Origin of the sequence: Pseudomonas sp. URMO17WK12:I6 (genome assembly GCF_003253625.1) — a bacterium.
Classification (GTDB): domain Bacteria; phylum Pseudomonadota; class Gammaproteobacteria; order Pseudomonadales; family Pseudomonadaceae; genus Aquipseudomonas.
Window position 1 is genome coordinate 1 of record NZ_QKYZ01000020.1, and the last position, 14,742, is coordinate 14,742.

13 protein-coding genes and 1 pseudogene are annotated in these 14,742 nt (G+C 58.7%); 7 read left to right on the forward strand and 7 right to left on the reverse strand.

Translation table 11 applies throughout. The annotated features are described in order from the left end of the window. Positions 1-181, reverse strand: a pseudogene (locus tag F475_RS26160) (ShlB/FhaC/HecB family hemolysin secretion/activation protein); the annotation flags it as partial. A 387-nt stretch (positions 182-568) separates the two neighbouring features. On the opposite strand from F475_RS26160, the gene F475_RS26165 reads away from it, so the two are divergent. Continuing rightward, on the forward strand, positions 569-2,389 hold the full coding sequence (locus F475_RS26165; protein WP_111455082.1) for a di-heme-cytochrome C peroxidase: 1,821 nt from the start codon (positions 569-571) through the stop codon (positions 2,387-2,389). A gap of 115 nt (positions 2,390-2,504) precedes the next feature. On the opposite strand, the gene F475_RS26170 is transcribed toward F475_RS26165, so the two are convergent. The 4 genes from F475_RS26170 to F475_RS26185 all read right to left on the reverse strand — a co-directional run bounded on the left by F475_RS26170 (position 2,505) and on the right by F475_RS26185 (position 7,816). Next, positions 2,505-3,053 (reverse strand): cupin domain-containing protein, encoded by a 549-nt coding sequence (locus F475_RS26170; RefSeq protein WP_008011722.1) that lies wholly within the window; start codon positions 3,051-3,053, stop codon positions 2,505-2,507. 360 nt (positions 3,054-3,413) lie between these two features. Next, positions 3,414-4,709, reverse strand: a complete 1,296-nt coding sequence (locus F475_RS26175) for an FAD-binding oxidoreductase (RefSeq protein ID WP_111455083.1) — start codon at positions 4,707-4,709, stop codon at positions 3,414-3,416. 52 nt (positions 4,710-4,761) lie between these two features. After that, on the reverse strand, positions 4,762-6,252 hold the full coding sequence (locus tag F475_RS26180) for an aldehyde dehydrogenase (RefSeq protein ID WP_111455084.1): 1,491 nt from the start codon (positions 6,250-6,252) through the stop codon (positions 4,762-4,764). 187 nt (positions 6,253-6,439) lie between these two features. Continuing rightward, positions 6,440-7,816 carry a glutamine synthetase family protein gene (locus F475_RS26185; protein ID WP_018930106.1) on the reverse strand — a complete coding sequence of 459 codons (1,377 nt, stop codon included), beginning with the start codon at positions 7,814-7,816 and terminating at the stop codon, positions 6,440-6,442. A 279-nt stretch (positions 7,817-8,095) separates the two neighbouring features. Between F475_RS26185 and F475_RS26195 the strand changes: the two genes are divergently transcribed. The 5 genes from F475_RS26195 to F475_RS26215 all read left to right on the forward strand — a co-directional run bounded on the left by F475_RS26195 (position 8,096) and on the right by F475_RS26215 (position 13,338). Further along, positions 8,096-8,857 carry a gamma-glutamyl-gamma-aminobutyrate hydrolase family protein gene (locus F475_RS26195; RefSeq protein ID WP_111455085.1) on the forward strand — a complete coding sequence of 254 codons (762 nt, stop codon included), beginning with the start codon at positions 8,096-8,098 and terminating at the stop codon, positions 8,855-8,857. Between the two features lie 230 nt (positions 8,858-9,087). Beyond that, the gene (gene potA, locus F475_RS26200) at positions 9,088-10,230 is read left to right on the forward strand and encodes a polyamine ABC transporter ATP-binding protein (RefSeq protein ID WP_018930104.1); all 1,143 of its coding nucleotides are present in this window, start codon (positions 9,088-9,090) and stop codon (positions 10,228-10,230) included. A gap of 29 nt (positions 10,231-10,259) precedes the next feature. After that, positions 10,260-11,141 carry an ABC transporter permease subunit gene (locus F475_RS26205; protein ID WP_177343113.1) on the forward strand — a complete coding sequence of 294 codons (882 nt, stop codon included), beginning with the start codon at positions 10,260-10,262 and terminating at the stop codon, positions 11,139-11,141. Continuing rightward, entirely contained in the window at positions 11,138-12,022 is an 885-nt protein-coding gene (locus F475_RS26210; RefSeq protein WP_086944874.1) for an ABC transporter permease subunit, read from the forward strand. The genes F475_RS26205 and F475_RS26210 overlap by 4 nt, the downstream gene beginning before the upstream one ends. Positions 12,023-12,240: 218 nt before the next feature. Continuing rightward, a complete protein-coding gene (locus F475_RS26215; protein WP_111455086.1) occupies positions 12,241-13,338 on the forward strand; it encodes a polyamine ABC transporter substrate-binding protein in 1,098 nt (365 codons plus the stop codon). 175 nt (positions 13,339-13,513) lie between these two features. Here the strand turns inward: F475_RS26215 and thpR are convergent, their stop codons facing one another. Continuing rightward, positions 13,514-14,053 (reverse strand): RNA 2',3'-cyclic phosphodiesterase, encoded by a 540-nt coding sequence (gene thpR / locus F475_RS26220; protein ID WP_111455087.1) that lies wholly within the window; start codon positions 14,051-14,053, stop codon positions 13,514-13,516. 125 nt (positions 14,054-14,178) lie between these two features. Between thpR and F475_RS26225 the strand changes: the two genes are divergently transcribed. Beyond that, positions 14,179-14,373, forward strand: coding sequence for a hypothetical protein (locus F475_RS26225; RefSeq protein WP_018930099.1), 195 nt, complete (start codon positions 14,179-14,181; stop codon positions 14,371-14,373). A 13-nt stretch (positions 14,374-14,386) separates the two neighbouring features. On the opposite strand, the gene F475_RS26230 is transcribed toward F475_RS26225, so the two are convergent. Next, positions 14,387-14,740: a DUF1428 domain-containing protein gene (locus F475_RS26230; protein ID WP_018930098.1), complete on the reverse strand. Its 354-nt coding sequence runs from the start codon at positions 14,738-14,740 to the stop codon at positions 14,387-14,389. Positions 14,741-14,742 lie beyond the last annotated feature (2 nt).

The following is a 14,742-nucleotide window of genomic DNA, read 5'->3' on the forward strand; positions in this document are numbered from 1 at the left end:
CTGCCTTGCCGGGTAATTCCTTGAGCTCCTCGAGACGCCGACGCTGCTCGTCGAGCAAGCGATCCTGACGTTCGCGGATCAGATCGGTTTCACCGGGGGTGGGGGCAGCGTGAGCAAGATTCAGCGGAGAAAGGCACAGCAAAGCCAGGCACAACCTCGCCACGAGGGCGGGTGGATACATGTTCGATCCCTCGAATGGAGACTGATAGCACAATAGTGGCGCGATATTAGATGGCCACTATTTTGACGTCAATGAATGGATTCATTCGAGGAGGTTAAGGGATGACTTGTAATGGCTAAATCGGGCGCTTCCGATGAGAGCGCAGGACGTTTCCTGATGTGGTGTAGAAAAATGCTCACAACACCAAGGCGCTGTAGTCCGCAGAGAAAAAGCCGAGTGCCAAACGGCAAGGTCTTTTTTACGTAATGAACAACCCGGGCTCTGTCCGGGTACGGGACATGGAACAAAATTAAAGAGCCGTATTTTTTGTGGCTACACTCATGGCTGGTAGCTATTGGCTACCAACGTGATGGGTCTCAACAGGAATTACAAATAGAAGGGAATCTGATGAACACGTTAAAAGCCCCCCCGTTTGCCTGCGCTGCATTGTTGTTTTTCGGCGCTCATTCCATGGCTCAGGCTGCCGACATTCTGGATCAGGGATGGAGTGACACCACCCAGTCCAATTGGCTTGAACTTTCACAAGGATCGAGAATTCTCCCTCTCTCCTGGGCGCTTGCATTGGAAGAGCCTGGTTCAGAGGAGAAGTTCATGAGTGACAAAACGATCTCCGCCTACGGTTACACGCCTTATCGTCCGTCTTATAACGGTAAGCACTTTACGTTGCCGATGGGTTTCGTTTTGGATGACAGTCACGACAGCAAGTTGTCTTTCACGAAACTCCGCTGGTTTTTTGGACAAGGGTCGAGAGAACCGTGGGTGGGGATGAACTGTTCTGCTTGTCACACGGCTCAGATCAAATTTGAAGAGCAGAATCTTGTGATCAATGGCGGGCCAACGAACGCCGACTTTCAAAATTTCTTTAAATATTTTAGAGAGGCCTTGAGCAAAACGGCTTCCGACCCTGAAAAATTTGAACGCTTTGCAAAGAGCGTCCTGGGTGATGATCTGTCGAAAGGGAATCGCCAACGGTTGAAAAAATCCCTGGATAGCTTGAATGCGTTTTATGCCCAAAACGAGACATTGAATGCCACAGATCTGCAATATGGCCCAGGTCGCCTTGATGCCGTGGGCCACATTCTCAACAAAATCAGTCAAGTCACCCAAGCGAAACCGCCTACCCCTAACCCCTCTGATGCGCCGGTGAGTTATCCATTTCTCTGGAATACGCATCAACACAACGTCCTCCAATGGAACGGAATGGTCAGTAAAGACCAACTCCCTTCGATTAAAAATGACGGCGGCCTGGATGCTGGAGGTCTGGGGCGTAATGCTGGAGAGGCCATCGGTGTGTTCGCCGACGTTCGACCGGTTAAAGAATCTGCGGCCAAGGCAGGGTTTGTCTCCAGTGTGAATGTGAAAAATCTGGATGTTCTAGAGCGTTCTCTTTATAGCCTGAAGCCTCCGCGGTGGCCTGGGCAGTTGCCAAACGACCTTGCGCTTGGCGCCAAATTGTTTAAGGACAATTGTTCCGGCTGCCATACCCATATTGGTAGAGACGATCTCACCACGGCCATCACAGCGGTCATGATTCCAATCTCTGCGAATGACAATTTCAATGCCCAGAGCCCACAAGACTCGACCATTGGCACGGATCCCTGGATGGCGTGCAATGCCTATCAATTTAAAGCGGATGCGGGAGTGTTGACGGGTTATTCCAAAGTCGATAAATCAGGAACCATCAAATCAAATGACCTGCTCTACAACATGCTGGGTGTGACCGTCCTGGAGACATTACTGGGTAAAGGACGCGATGTCGCCGAACTGGCTTTCGATGGATTGCTTGGTATAGATACCAAACCTCAAAAAGTCCCTGGCTTCAAGGACCGTGCCCTATTCAGTCGTTTGGATGAGAAAGCGCTACGGCTATACAACTGCTACCGTGCCAGCTCTACCGTTCCTCTTCTCGCCTATAAAGCAAGACCCCTGACCGGCATCTGGGCCACCGCTCCCTATTTGCATAACGGCTCTGTACCGACCCTCAACGACCTTCTCCTGCCACCCCACCAGCGCCCCTCGACTTTTTATACAGGGACCAATGAGTTCGATGACAAAAAAGTTGGATTCAAGACCGAGAAATCGGACAAGAACTGGTTTCTTTTCGACACCAAGCTTGAGGGCAATAGCAACGCAGGCCATGACTATGGCGTGGGCAAGCTCAATGACATCCAACGGTCACAGCTTCTCGACTACTTGAAGTCACTTTGAACGGCGTCGCGGACGCCCTCACCTGAGGCATGGAGTGGTAATCGCTGGTAGGGGCGACCGAAAGTAGTGGTCGCCCCGCCGGAGGTAGTTACAGGTTTAATGTCTGCTTCAGGTATCAGAAGTTAGCCGGGGTGTTGGCGCTGATGATTTCTGCCTCATCCGCCCCAATATTGCGAAACCGATGCGGCAGCGTCGTCGGGAAGTAATACCCATCCCCGGCATTCAACACACTAATCTGCCCATCCACCGTCAACTCAACCGTGCCACGGGTAACCAGCCCACACTCCTCCCCCTCAGCATGCACAATCGGCTCTTCCCCCGAACTCGCTCCAGGCGCGTATTGCTCGCGCAACAGCCGCATCTGCCGACTCGGCACCGAAGCGCCAATCAGCAACAACCGCAACCCATGACGCCCGAGATCCGGCTGTTCATTGGCGCGAAACACGTACTGATGCTCGCGTGGTGGTTGGTCGAAGGTGAAGAAGTCCGCCAAGGACATGGGGATGCCTTCAAGCAGTTTTTTGAGGGAGCTGACGGAGGGACTGACGCGATTCTGTTCGATCAGGGAGATGGTGGCATTGGTGACGCCGCTACGCCGGGCCAGCTCGCGCTGGGACAGTTTGTAGCTTTCGCGTACTAATTTGAGTCGTGAGCCCGTGTCCATGACAGCCTTATGTGAGAACTACTTAAGGGGTAATGGGGGTGGGTGGCGGGCGACTGGTGGCCGCGGATTACGCCGTTTCCCGTCCCGGAACCGTGGAAGGCGGGTATTAAATCACGTTTGTGGGTGTTGCTCAGCAGGTTCGATAAACGGCTGGCAAAAAAGCTGTCGGCTTCTGATGTCAGTCAGTTCTGGTTTAGAAACTGTGGCGAGGGGGCTTGCCCCCTCGCCACGAAGATTTGTCCCGCATGGATTGCATCAATGGCAAAAAGCGGGGCCGCTTCGCGCCCCAGCGGGAGCAAGCTCCCTCGCCACGGGAGTGATGCGTAGCCTTGGCCGGCGGAGACCGCCGGCAGGTTCAACCTAGATGCCGAAGCGGTCTCGCAAGGCGTAATACGCCGCGCCCATGGCGGTGAGTGGGGCCTGGAAAGTGCGGCCGCCGAGCATCGGCATGTGTGGCAGGGAGGCGAAGGCGTCGAAGCGTTCGGCGTCGCCGCGAATCATTTCCGAGATCAGTTTGCCAGCCAGGTGCGAGCAAGTGACGCCGTGGCCGCTGTAGCCTTGCATGTAGTAGGCGTTTTTCTCGATGCGGCCGAATTGCGGCATGCGGGACATGGTCAGCAGGAAGTTGCCGGTCCAGCGGTAGTCGATTTTCACGTCCTTGAGTTGCGGGAAGGTCTTGAGGATCTTCGGGCGGATCAGTTGTTCGATGTCGTCCGGCTCGCGGGCGCCGTAGACCACGCCGCCGCCGTACAGCAGGCGGTTGTCGGCGGTGAGGCGGTAGTAGTCGAGCAGGTAATTGCAGTCTTCGACACAGTAGTTATTGGTGATCAGGCTGCGGGCGATCTTCTCCGACAACGGCTCGGTGACGACGATTTGCGAACCGCAGGGCATGCTTTTGCGGGTCACGCGGTTGTCGAGGTCTTGCGGCAGGTAGGCGTTGCCGGCGATCAGCAGGTACTTGGCCCGCACCACGCCTTTGGCGGTGCGCACGGTGATTGGCTCGCCGTAGGAGATGTCCACGGCGGCGGATTGTTCGTAGATTTTGCCGCCCAGGCGAATGATCGCAGCGGCTTCGCCGAGGGCCAGGTTCAGCGGGTGGATGTGGCCGCCCTGCATGTCCAGCAAGCCGCCGACGTAGTTGTCGCAACCGACTTCGCGCTGGATGTCCGAGGCGTCGAGCATTTTCAGGTTGTTGTTGCCGTAGCGTTCCCAGTTACGCTTCTGCTCGGCCAGGCCGTTGAGTTGCTTCTTGTTCAGCGCTGCGAAGATGCCGCCGGGGCGGTAGTCGCATTTGATGTCGTACTCCTTGATACGCGAACGGATGATGTCAGCGCCTTCGAAGATCATGCTGCCAAGGACTCCGGCGGTCTTGTCGCCGTAGCGCTCTTCGATTACATCGACGTCGCGGCTGTAGGAGTTGACCAACTGACCGCCGTTGCGACCGCTGGCGCCGAAGCCGACTTTGGCGGCTTCCAGTACCGTTACGCTATAGCCCGCTTCGCTGAGGAACAGCGCCGAGGACAGGCCGGTGTAGCCAGCGCCGATCACGCAGACGTCGCATTCCACCAATTCTTCAAGAATCGGGTAATCGCCGGTCTGGTTGCGGGTTGCGGCGTAGTAGCTGTTTACATGATTTTGTGTAGAGCTGTGTTTCATACATTTCTCCGAGGGCCGCCGGCCTATGCCGGCGACCGCCGCTGTAAAGGTGTCAGAGCTTGATCCAGGTCGCTTTGAGTTCGGTGTACTTGTCGAACGCGTGCAGCGATTTGTCCCGACCGTTACCCGACTGCTTGAACCCGCCGAACGGCGCGGTCATGTCGCCGCCGTCGTACTGGTTGACCCAGACGCTGCCGGCGCGCAAGCCGCGAGCGAAGGTGTGGGCCTTGCTAAGGTTGCTGGTCCAGACTCCGGCGGCGAGGCCGAAGATGCTGTCGTTGGCGATCTGCAGCGCTTCTTCAGCGGTGTCAAAGGTGATCAGCGACAGCACCGGGCCGAAGATTTCTTCCCGGGCGATGGTCATGGCGTTGGTCACGCCGTCGAATATCGCTGGCTCCACATACAGGCCACCGGTGCCTTCGAGGGTGCGACTGCCGCCAGCAATCAGTTGCGCGCCCTGGTCTTTGCCGATCTGGATGTAGCGCAGCACATTGTCCAATTGGCGCTGATCGACGACGGCGCCGACGGTGGTTTCAGGGTCGAGCGCATGGCCTGGTTTCCAGGCTTGCAGCGCTTCCAGCAGCAGCGGAATGAACTGCTCGCGGATCGAGCGCTCCACCAGCAGGCGCGAGCCGGCGGTGCAGACTTCGCCCTGGTTGAAGGCAATCGCACTGGCCGCTGCCCGAGCCGCTGCGCGCAAGTCCGGCGCGTCGGCGAACACCACGTTCGGGCTCTTGCCGCCCGCCTCCAGCCACACGCGCTTCATGTTGCTTTGCCCGGCGTAGATCATCAGTTGCTTGGCAATCGCGGTGGAGCCAGTGAAGGCCAGCACGTCGACGTCCATGTGCAACGCCAGCGCCTTGCCGACGGTGTGACCGAAGCCCGGCAACACGTTGAACACGCCTTTGGGGATGCCGGCGTCGAGGGCCAGTTGCGCGATGCGGATCGCCGTCAGTGGTGATTTTTCCGAGGGCTTGAGGATGAACGAGTTGCCTGCCGCCAGGGCTGGGGCGAACTTCCAGCTGGCCATGATCAGCGGGAAGTTCCACGGCACGATTGCGGCGACAACGCCTGCCGGCTCACGAGTGACGAGGCCCAATTGGTCGTGCGGGGTGGCGGCGACTTCGTCGTAGATTTTGTCGATGGCTTCGGCGCTCCAGCGGATCGCATTGGCGGCCGCTGGAATGTCGATGGCCACGGAATCGCTGATGGGCTTACCCATGTCGAGGGTTTCCAGCAGCGCCAGTTCTTCCTGGTTGGCCAGGATCAAGTCCGCGAAGCGAATCAGGATGCGCTTGCGTTCCGCGGGTGCCAACCGCGCCCAGATGCCGGATTCAAATGCACGACGCGCGACGGTGACTGCCGCATTGGCGTCGGCTTCGTCGGTGCTGGCGATGTTCGCCAGAAAGCGGCCGTCGACCGGGCTGATGCATTCGAAGGTGTCGCCGCTGAGTGCCGGGCAGTATTGGCCGTCGATGAATGCGCGGCCTTCTAGTGTCAAGGACTGGAAGCGTTGCTCCCAGTCGCTGCGAGTGTTTGTCATGGTTGTGACTCTACGCAGAGGAATAAGTGATCGTGTTAACCGATGGGCAAGCGATGAGAACTTGTGGCGAGGGAGCTTGCTCCCGCTGGACTGCGCAGCAGTCCCCTTCTTTTCAGGTAGAAGGAGGGGTCGCTTCGCGACCTAGCGGGAGCAAGCTCCCTCGCCACAGGTTTAGTGTCAGCCCCCGTTAAACCGTGTGCAGGTACCAGTTGTACTCAAGGTCTGAAATGGAGTTCTCGAACTCGGCCAGCTCGCTTTCCTTGCACGCCACGAACACGTCGATGTACAGCGGGTCGATGTAGCGCGCCATGACTTCGCTGTCGTCCAGTTCACGCAATGCGTCGCGCAGGTTATTCGGCAGGCTTTGCTCGTTCTGCTCGTAGCTATTGCCTTCAACCGGGGCGCCCGGCTCGATTTCGTTGGTCAGGCCGTGGTGAATACCAGCCAGCACCGAGGCCATCAGCAGGTACGGGTTGGCATCGGCGCCAGCGACACGATGCTCGATGCGCACGGCATCCGCCGAACCGGTGGGTACGCGCACCGCCACGGTACGGTTGTCGATGCCCCAGCTTGGCGAGTTCGGTACGTAGAACTGCGCGCCGAAACGTCGGTAGGAGTTGACGTTCGGGCAAAGGAACGCCATCTGCGCGGGCAGGGTCTCGAGCACACCGCCGATCGCGTGTCGCAGCGCGGCGTTCTGCTCGGGATCCTCGCTGGCGAAGATGTTGTTGCCTTGCTTGTCGAGAATCGAAATGTGCACGTGCAAACCGTTGCCCGCCTGACCCGGATACGGCTTGGCCATAAACGTGGTGTCCATCTCGTGGTCGTAGGCGATGTTCTTCACCAGACGCTTGAGCAGCACCGCGTAGTCGCAAGCCTTTATAGGGTCGGAGACGTGATGCAGGTTGACTTCGAACTGCGCCGGGGCGCTTTCCTTGACGATCGCGTCAGCCGGGATGCCCTGCTCTTTCGCGCCCTCGAGGATGTCTTGCAGGCAGTCGACGTATTCGTCCAGATCGTCGATCAGGTACACCTGCGTCGAGTGCGGACGCTTGCCCGACACCGGCGAGCGTGGCGACTGCGGACGACCGTTCACGTTGTCCTGGTCGATCAGGTAGAACTCCAGTTCGAACGCCGCGCAAATGGTCAGGCCCATGTCATCGAACTTGCTCACCACCTGACGCAGCACTTCGCGCGGGTCAGCAAAGAACGGCTGGCCTTCGAGCTCGTGCATGGTCATCAGCAATTGCGCGGTCGGACGCTTCTGCCAGGGTTCGATGCTGAGGGTATCGGGGATGGGATAGCAGATGCGATCCGAGTCGCCGATGTCCAGACCCAGGCCGGTGCTTTCCACCGTGGAACCGTTGATGTCCAGGGCAAACAGTGACGCCGGCAGGTTGATGCCTTTTTCGTAGACCTTGTGGAGACTGGTGCGCTCGATGCGCTTGCCGCGCACCACGCCGTTCATATCCGCAATCAGAAGGTCGACGTACAAAACCTCAGGATGTTGCTTAAGGAATGCGTTTGCTTCGTTGAGTTGAACGGCACGCAGAGGGACCGACATGATGCACCTATTAGCTGTTAATTATTATGTTCACTTCACTTGCGAGAGCCAGTCAACCCGAACGGCAAAGTGAAGTCAATAGCGAACACATGGCCTTTCAGCCTTTATTTTCTGGCCTTTTTTGGGCGCCAGAGTGCCATATCAGGCTTGCACACCGCGCAGACCCTCAGCATCGGACGTTCGGCGTTTAGAATTTTTTACATGAGAGTTGTTAATTAAAATCAACAAGGCTAAGCTCCGGAAAAGCTCGTTCAAGTGTGAAACTTCGAGGTGATAAAAATGGCATTCAAGCCATTGATCGGCGTTACTGCGTGCGTCAAACAGATTGGCCTGCACCCCTACCACGTCAGCGGCGACAAGTACTTGCGTGCTGTCAGCGTCGCGGCATTGGGGCTGCCAGTGGTCATTCCTTCCTTAGGCGACCTGACCGAAACCGATGCGCTGCTCGCGCAGCTCGACGGTCTGTTGCTGACCGGCTCGCCATCGAATGTGGAGCCCTTCCACTATCAAGGCCCGGCCAGTGCTCCCGGTACGGATCACGATCCGCAACGGGACGCCACCACCCTGCCCTTATTGCGTGCAGCCATCGCCGCCGGTGTTCCGGTGCTCGGCATCTGCCGGGGCTTTCAGGAAATGAACGTGGCCTTCGGCGGCAGCCTGCATCAGAAGGTGCACGAACTGCCCGGCATGCTCGATCACCGGGAAGCGGACAGTCCGGATCTGGCCGTGCAGTACGCAGCGGCCCATGCAGTGAATGTGCAACCGGGCGGTGTGTTCGAAGCACTGGACCTGCCACAGGTATTCCAGGTCAATTCGATTCACAGCCAGGGCATCGACCGACTCGCACCGGGCCTGCGCGCCGAGGCGATCGCGCCGGATGGTTTGATCGAGGCGATCTCCGTCGAGCACAGCAAGACCTTCGCCGTCGGCGTGCAATGGCACCCGGAATGGCAGGTGCTTTCGAATCCCCCTTACTTGAGTATTTTCCAGGCGTTTGGCGAGGCGTGCCGAGAACGGGCGGCGCTGCGCAATACGCGCTGACTTCAGACATTACCAATCGATTGACTGCCCCCGTGAGTCTGGCGGGCGTGCCTTTGCGCGCCGGTGGCTCACGTAATAGATGAACCGCAATAACAACAAGCACGACCAGGCAGCCAGGACGGCGGTGCCGAATAAGCCCGAGCGCCAGCGCATCGCCCGGCCCGGGTTTGCAATCCACTCTTAAGTCAGGCCGTGTTGGCCCGACGACTGAAACCTGTTGGGAGTTTCATATGGCAAACGCCTCCAGCATCTACAGGAAGGCTCTTGATGGTCACCAGGCACCGAAAAAGGTGCTGGTGAAAGTCGACCGCGTCACCAAGAAATTCGACGAAACCACCGCCGTGGACGATGTGTCCCTGGAGATCCATCAAGGCGAAATCTTCGCCTTGCTCGGTGGTTCCGGCTCGGGCAAATCGACGCTGCTGCGCATGCTCGCCGGCTTCGAGCGCCCGACCGAAGGGCGGATTCTGCTCGACGGTGTCGACATCACTGACATGCCGCCCTACGAACGGCCGATCAACATGATGTTCCAGTCCTATGCGCTGTTCCCGCACATGACGGTGGCGCAGAACATCGCCTTCGGCCTCAAGCAGGACCGTTTGCCCGCCAGCGAAATCGACGCCCGTGTCGAAGAAATGTTGCGCCTGGTGCACATGACCCAATACGCCAAACGCAAGCCGCATCAGTTGTCCGGCGGTCAGCGTCAGCGTGTGGCACTGGCGCGTTCGTTGGCCAAGCGACCGAAGCTGTTGCTGCTCGATGAACCGATGGGCGCACTGGATAAAAAGCTGCGCTCACAGATGCAACTGGAGCTGGTGGAAATCATCGAGCGGGTCGGCGTGACCTGCGTGATGGTGACCCACGACCAGGAAGAAGCCATGACCATGGCCGAGCGCATCGCGATCATGCACCTGGGCTGGATCGCCCAGATCGGCAGCCCGGTCGACATCTATGAAGCACCGGTCAGCCGCATGGTCTGCGAGTTCATCGGCAACGTGAACGCCTTCGACGGCACCGTTGTGGAAGACCTGGAAGGTCACGCGATCATCCACAGCCCGGACCTTGCGCAGAAGATTTACGTCGGCCACGGCGTGAGTACCTCGGTGCAGGACAAGTCGATCACCTACGCTATCCGCCCGGAAAAAATGCTGGTCAGCACCCTCAAGCCCGAGACCCGCTACAACTGGTCCGAAGGCAAGGTGCATGACATCGCCTACCTCGGTGGCCACTCGGTGTTTTATGTGGAGCTGCCTGGCGGCAAGATCGTCCAGTCGTTCATGGCCAACGCCGAACGCCGTGGCGCACGCCCGACCTGGGACGATCAGGTCTACGTGTGGTGGGAAGACGACAGCGGCGTGGTACTGCGCTCATGAGAACCTTCAATCAGCAGTTCCTGCGCCTGGTGCCCAGTGGCCGCAAAATGGTCATCGGCATTCCATTCCTGTGGCTGTGCCTGTTTTTCCTGTTGCCGTTCTTCCTGGTAATGAAGATCAGCTTCTCGGAAGCAGCCCTGGCCATTCCGCCCTACTCCGAGATTTACACCTTCGCCGAACAGAAATTCCAGCTGCTGCTGAACCTCGGCAACTACTCGCTGCTGACCGAGGATGAGCTGTACATCTCGGCTTACTTCGGCTCGTTGAAGGTCGCATTCTTAAGTACGCTGATGTGCCTGGTGATCGGTTTCCCGATGGCTTATGCGATCACCAAGGCCAGCAAGGAAGCGCAAAACGTCTTGCTGCTGTTGATCATGATGCCGACCTGGACCGCGATCCTGATCCGCGTGTATGCGTGGATGGGCATCCTCAGCAACAACGGATTGCTCAATGCGTTCCTGATGTGGAGCGGGCTCACGTCACAGCCGATCGAGATCCTCAACACCAACACCGCCGTGTACATCGGGGTGGTCTACGCGTACCTGCCGTTCATGGTGCTGCCGCTGTACGCCAACCTGGTGAAGCACGATGGCAGCCTGCTGGAAGCCGCGTCGGACCTGGGTTCGAGCAACTTCAACAACTTCTGGAAAATCACCGTGCCGCTGGCCAAGAACGGGATCATCGCAGGCTGCATGCTGGTGTTCATTCCGGTGGTCGGTGAGTTCGTGATTCCGGAACTGTTGGGTGGCCCGGAAACCCTGATGATCGGCCGCGTGCTGTGGCAGGAGTTCTTCAACAACCGCGACTGGCCGGTGGCGTCCGCCCTGGCGGTGGTGATGCTGGCGATCCTGATTGTGCCGATTCTGCTGTTCAACCGTAGCCAGGCCAAAGAGATGGAGGGACGGGGATGAACCGTTTCGGATTTTCACGATTGATGCTGGTGCTCGGCCTGTCGTTTATCTACCTGCCTATGCTGATTCTGGTGATCTACTCGTTCAACGCCTCGAAGCTGGTGACGGTGTGGGGCGGCTGGTCGGTGAAGTGGTACGTCGGCCTGCTCGACAACACGCAACTGATGGGCTCGGTGGTGCGCTCGCTGGAAATCGCCTGCTACACGGCGATTGCCGCGGTGGCGCTCGGCACATTGGCGGCGTTCGTGCTGACCCGCGTGACCCGCTTCAAGGGCCGTACGCTGTTCGGTGGCTTGGTGACGGCGCCGCTGGTGATGCCGGAAGTGATCACCGGTCTATCGCTGTTGCTGCTGTTCGTGGCCATGGCGCAGTTGATCGGCTGGCCGCAGGAACGCGGCATCGTCACCATCTGGATCGCTCACACCACATTCTGTGCAGCCTATGTGGCGGTGGTGGTGTCGGCGCGCTTGCGTGAGCTGGATTTGTCCATCGAAGAAGCCGCCATGGACCTCGGTGCACGGCCGCTCAAGGTGTTCTTCCTGATCACCATTCCAATGATCGCGCCGTCACTGGCGGCCGGCGGCATGATGTCGTTTGCCTTGTCGCTGGATGATTTGGTGTTGGCGAGCTTCGTGTCGGGGCCAGGCTCCACGACCCTGCCGATGGAAGTGTTCTCGGCGGTGCGTCTGGGCGTTAAGCCTGAGATCAATGCCGTGGCCAGCCTGATTCTGCTGGCGGTGTCGATCGTCACGTTCATGGTCTGGTACTTCAGCCGCAGAGCCGAAGCCACCCGCAAACGGGCGATTCAGGAAGCGATGGACCAGACGGCCAGCGAGTCCTGGCAGCAACCGAAAAAGCAAATGGTAGAAGCGACGGTCTAGTGCCACTGTCAAGTGAGCACTGACCTGTGGCGAGCGAGCTTGCTCGCGCTTGAGTGCGCAGCACTCACAAATAGGTATGGGTTGCCAGAATTTTGGGGCCGCTACGCAGCCCAGCGGGAGCAAGCTCCCTCGCCACAGGTAAGTCCGCTAGCCACAGGTTTCGTGTTCACCGCATTTTTGTTTTATGCGATTTGAATAAAAAGAATGGAGTTGTACCGATGAAAATGTTTGGCAGGACTCTGCTGACACTGTCCTTATTGGGCGCAATCACCGCTGGCGCCCAGGCCAATGACAAGGTACTGCGCGTCTACAACTGGTCGGATTACATCGCCCCGGACACCGTCAAGAAGTTCGAAGACGAGACCGGTATCCGCGTGACCTACGATGTGTTCGACAGTAACGAAACCCTTGAGGCACGGCTGCTGGCGGGAAAATCGGGCTATGACATCGTGGTGCCGTCCAACAGTTTCCTGGCCAAGCAGATCAAGGCCGGGGTCTATCAGGAACTGGACAAATCGAAGCTGCCGAACTGGAAGAATCTCAACCCGGTGCTGCTGAAAAACGCCTCGGCCAGCGACCCGGATAACGGCCACGCCTTCCCGTACATGTGGGGTTCGATCGGCATCGGTTACAACCCGGCCAAGGTCAAGGAAGTGCTCGGCACAGATGCCCCGGTGAATTCCTGGGACTTGCTGTTCAAACCGGAAAACGCCGCCAAGCTCAAAGCCTGTGGCATCAGCTTTCTTGATTCACCGACGGAAATGCTTCCGGCTGCCCTGCACTATCTGGGCTATCCGGTGAACTCCCGGGACAAGGCGCAAATCACCGAAGCCGAGGCGCTGTTCATGAAGATCCGGCCATCGGTGGCCTACTTTCATTCGTCGAAATACATCTCCGACCTGGCCAACGGCAACATCTGCGTCGCCGTCGGTTACTCCGGCGACGTGCTGCAAGCCAAGGCCCGCGCCCAGGAAGCCGGCGACAAGGTCAAGATCGAGTACAGCATCCCGAAAGAAGGCGCCGGCAGCTTTTACGACATGGTCGCCATCCCTCGGGACGCCGCCAACGTCGACAACGCCTACCTGTTCATGAACTTCCTGATGCGCCCGGACATCATCGCCGAAGTCACCAACAGCATCGGCTACAGCAATGCCAACGCGGCGGCCACGCCGTTGGTGGACGAAGCGATTCGTGACGACCCGGGATCGTATCCGCCGCAAGCGGTGATGGCGACGTTGTATGCCATTCCTGACATACCGATTGCCACCCAGCGGATCATGACCCGGGGCTGGACGCGGGTGAAGCTGGGCAAGTAATCCCGCCTCACTGATCGTCCCCATGCTCCGTGTGGGAACGATCATCCATTACAGCTTTCCCTTTTCCGTTCACGCAGCGCCTTACCACCGCTGCACTCCTCTCTGCAGAACGGCTTCACCTGGCTTCCTCGGTTTAGGTGAATTCAGGCGCCCTCGGGCGCCTTTTTTTGTGGGCTTATGAAGCGACCAGCGGCCACTCGGCCAGCGCTATGTACCGGCCTTTATGGGACTCGAACAGGCTGAAGCGATCGGCGCGCAGGTAAAACTCCGGCGGCGTCGCGGATTCGGGGACCGGCGCCCGGTAGTCGCGCATCAGGGTCAAATGCGGGCGAAATTCCCGATGGGTGTCTTCAAAACCGAACGGCAACATGGCCTGCTCCAGCGCATACACCAGGCGCAGCAGCTCCGGTGCCGCCTGCGCGGGCGCCAGCAGCAACACCCCGGAGCGACGCCAGACGTCCAGCCGATCCAGCACCACCGTCAACGGCACGCCGGACGTGCGGATATTGGCAGCGGCCTTGCAGACACCGGCTATGTGCGCCATGCCCACCGTGCCGAGAAACAGCAGGGTCAGATGAAAGTTTTCCGCCGGCACCGGGCGCCCGACGTTGAGCCCCAGCGCGCTGCGCCATTGGGCGATAGCCCGGCGTTGTTCGGGGGCGCAGTTCAGGGCGAAAAACAGCCGTTTGAACGGCTCGCGGGTTTCATCGCTCATGTCTGGCACCTCAATGCTCGGGGACCCTTTGATTTTACAAAGGGATACCACGCCAGCAAGCCCATTTCTGGCACCTGCCGGCATGCGCGTTATAGTTGAAGCAACCGAATCGACGGGAGGACGCCATGCGTCAGGTCATCAGCAAAGAGCCATGGTGGGCCGTGCCACCGAAGCCCGGCCAGGATGAGTCCGAGCTGGAATGGGGCTGGCTGGTTCATTACAACGAAGGCGAGCCGCGCTTCGAGTTCATCAAGGAGCGGCCGTCGGACAGCGAGATTCGCAATCGCAAAAGCTGCAGGATCACCCCGACGCCGGAGTGATCCTGCCGCCTCTTCAGGCTTTGACGAGCATTTCGAAACCACCAAAAATCGCCCGCTGGCCGTCGAACGGCATCGGATTGACGTCCGGTTGCATCCGCGGATCGCTCATCAGTTTCGCCATGCCAGCGTCACGGGTGGCCTTGTCCGGCCAGACGATCCAGGAAAACACCACGGTCTCGTCTTCCTTGAGTTTGACCGCCATGGGAAACGACGTCACTTTGCCATCAGGCACGTCATCGCCCCAGCATTCAGCGAGGCTGAGCGCGCCGTTTTCCTTGAAAATCGCGGCGGCGGACTCCGCGTGTTTCTTGAACTTTTCGCGGTTGGCCTTGGGCACCGCTGCGACGAAGCCATCAACGTAAGCCATGA

Coding starts and splice junctions, on each gene's coding strand:
- F475_RS26170 (WP_008011722.1), bottom strand. CDS start 3,053: ATGGACACGGGCTCACGACTCAAATTAGTACGCGAAAGCTACAAACTG.
- F475_RS26175 (WP_111455083.1), bottom strand. CDS start 4,709: ATGAAACACAGCTCTACACAAAATCATGTAAACAGCTACTACGCCGCA.
- F475_RS26185 (WP_018930106.1), bottom strand. CDS start 7,816: ATGTCGGTCCCTCTGCGTGCCGTTCAACTCAACGAAGCAAACGCATTC.
- F475_RS26210 (WP_086944874.1), top strand. CDS start 11,138: ATGAACCGTTTCGGATTTTCACGATTGATGCTGGTGCTCGGCCTGTCG.
- F475_RS26215 (WP_111455086.1), top strand. CDS start 12,241: ATGAAAATGTTTGGCAGGACTCTGCTGACACTGTCCTTATTGGGCGCA.
- F475_RS26195 (WP_111455085.1), top strand. CDS start 8,096: ATGGCATTCAAGCCATTGATCGGCGTTACTGCGTGCGTCAAACAGATT.
- F475_RS26180 (WP_111455084.1), bottom strand. CDS start 6,252: ATGACAAACACTCGCAGCGACTGGGAGCAACGCTTCCAGTCCTTGACA.
- F475_RS26230 (WP_018930098.1), bottom strand. CDS start 14,740: ATGGCTTACGTTGATGGCTTCGTCGCAGCGGTGCCCAAGGCCAACCGC.
- thpR (WP_111455087.1), bottom strand. CDS start 14,053: ATGAGCGATGAAACCCGCGAGCCGTTCAAACGGCTGTTTTTCGCCCTG.
- potA (WP_018930104.1), top strand. CDS start 9,088: ATGGCAAACGCCTCCAGCATCTACAGGAAGGCTCTTGATGGTCACCAG.
- F475_RS26165 (WP_111455082.1), top strand. CDS start 569: ATGAACACGTTAAAAGCCCCCCCGTTTGCCTGCGCTGCATTGTTGTTT.
- F475_RS26225 (WP_018930099.1), top strand. CDS start 14,179: ATGCGTCAGGTCATCAGCAAAGAGCCATGGTGGGCCGTGCCACCGAAG.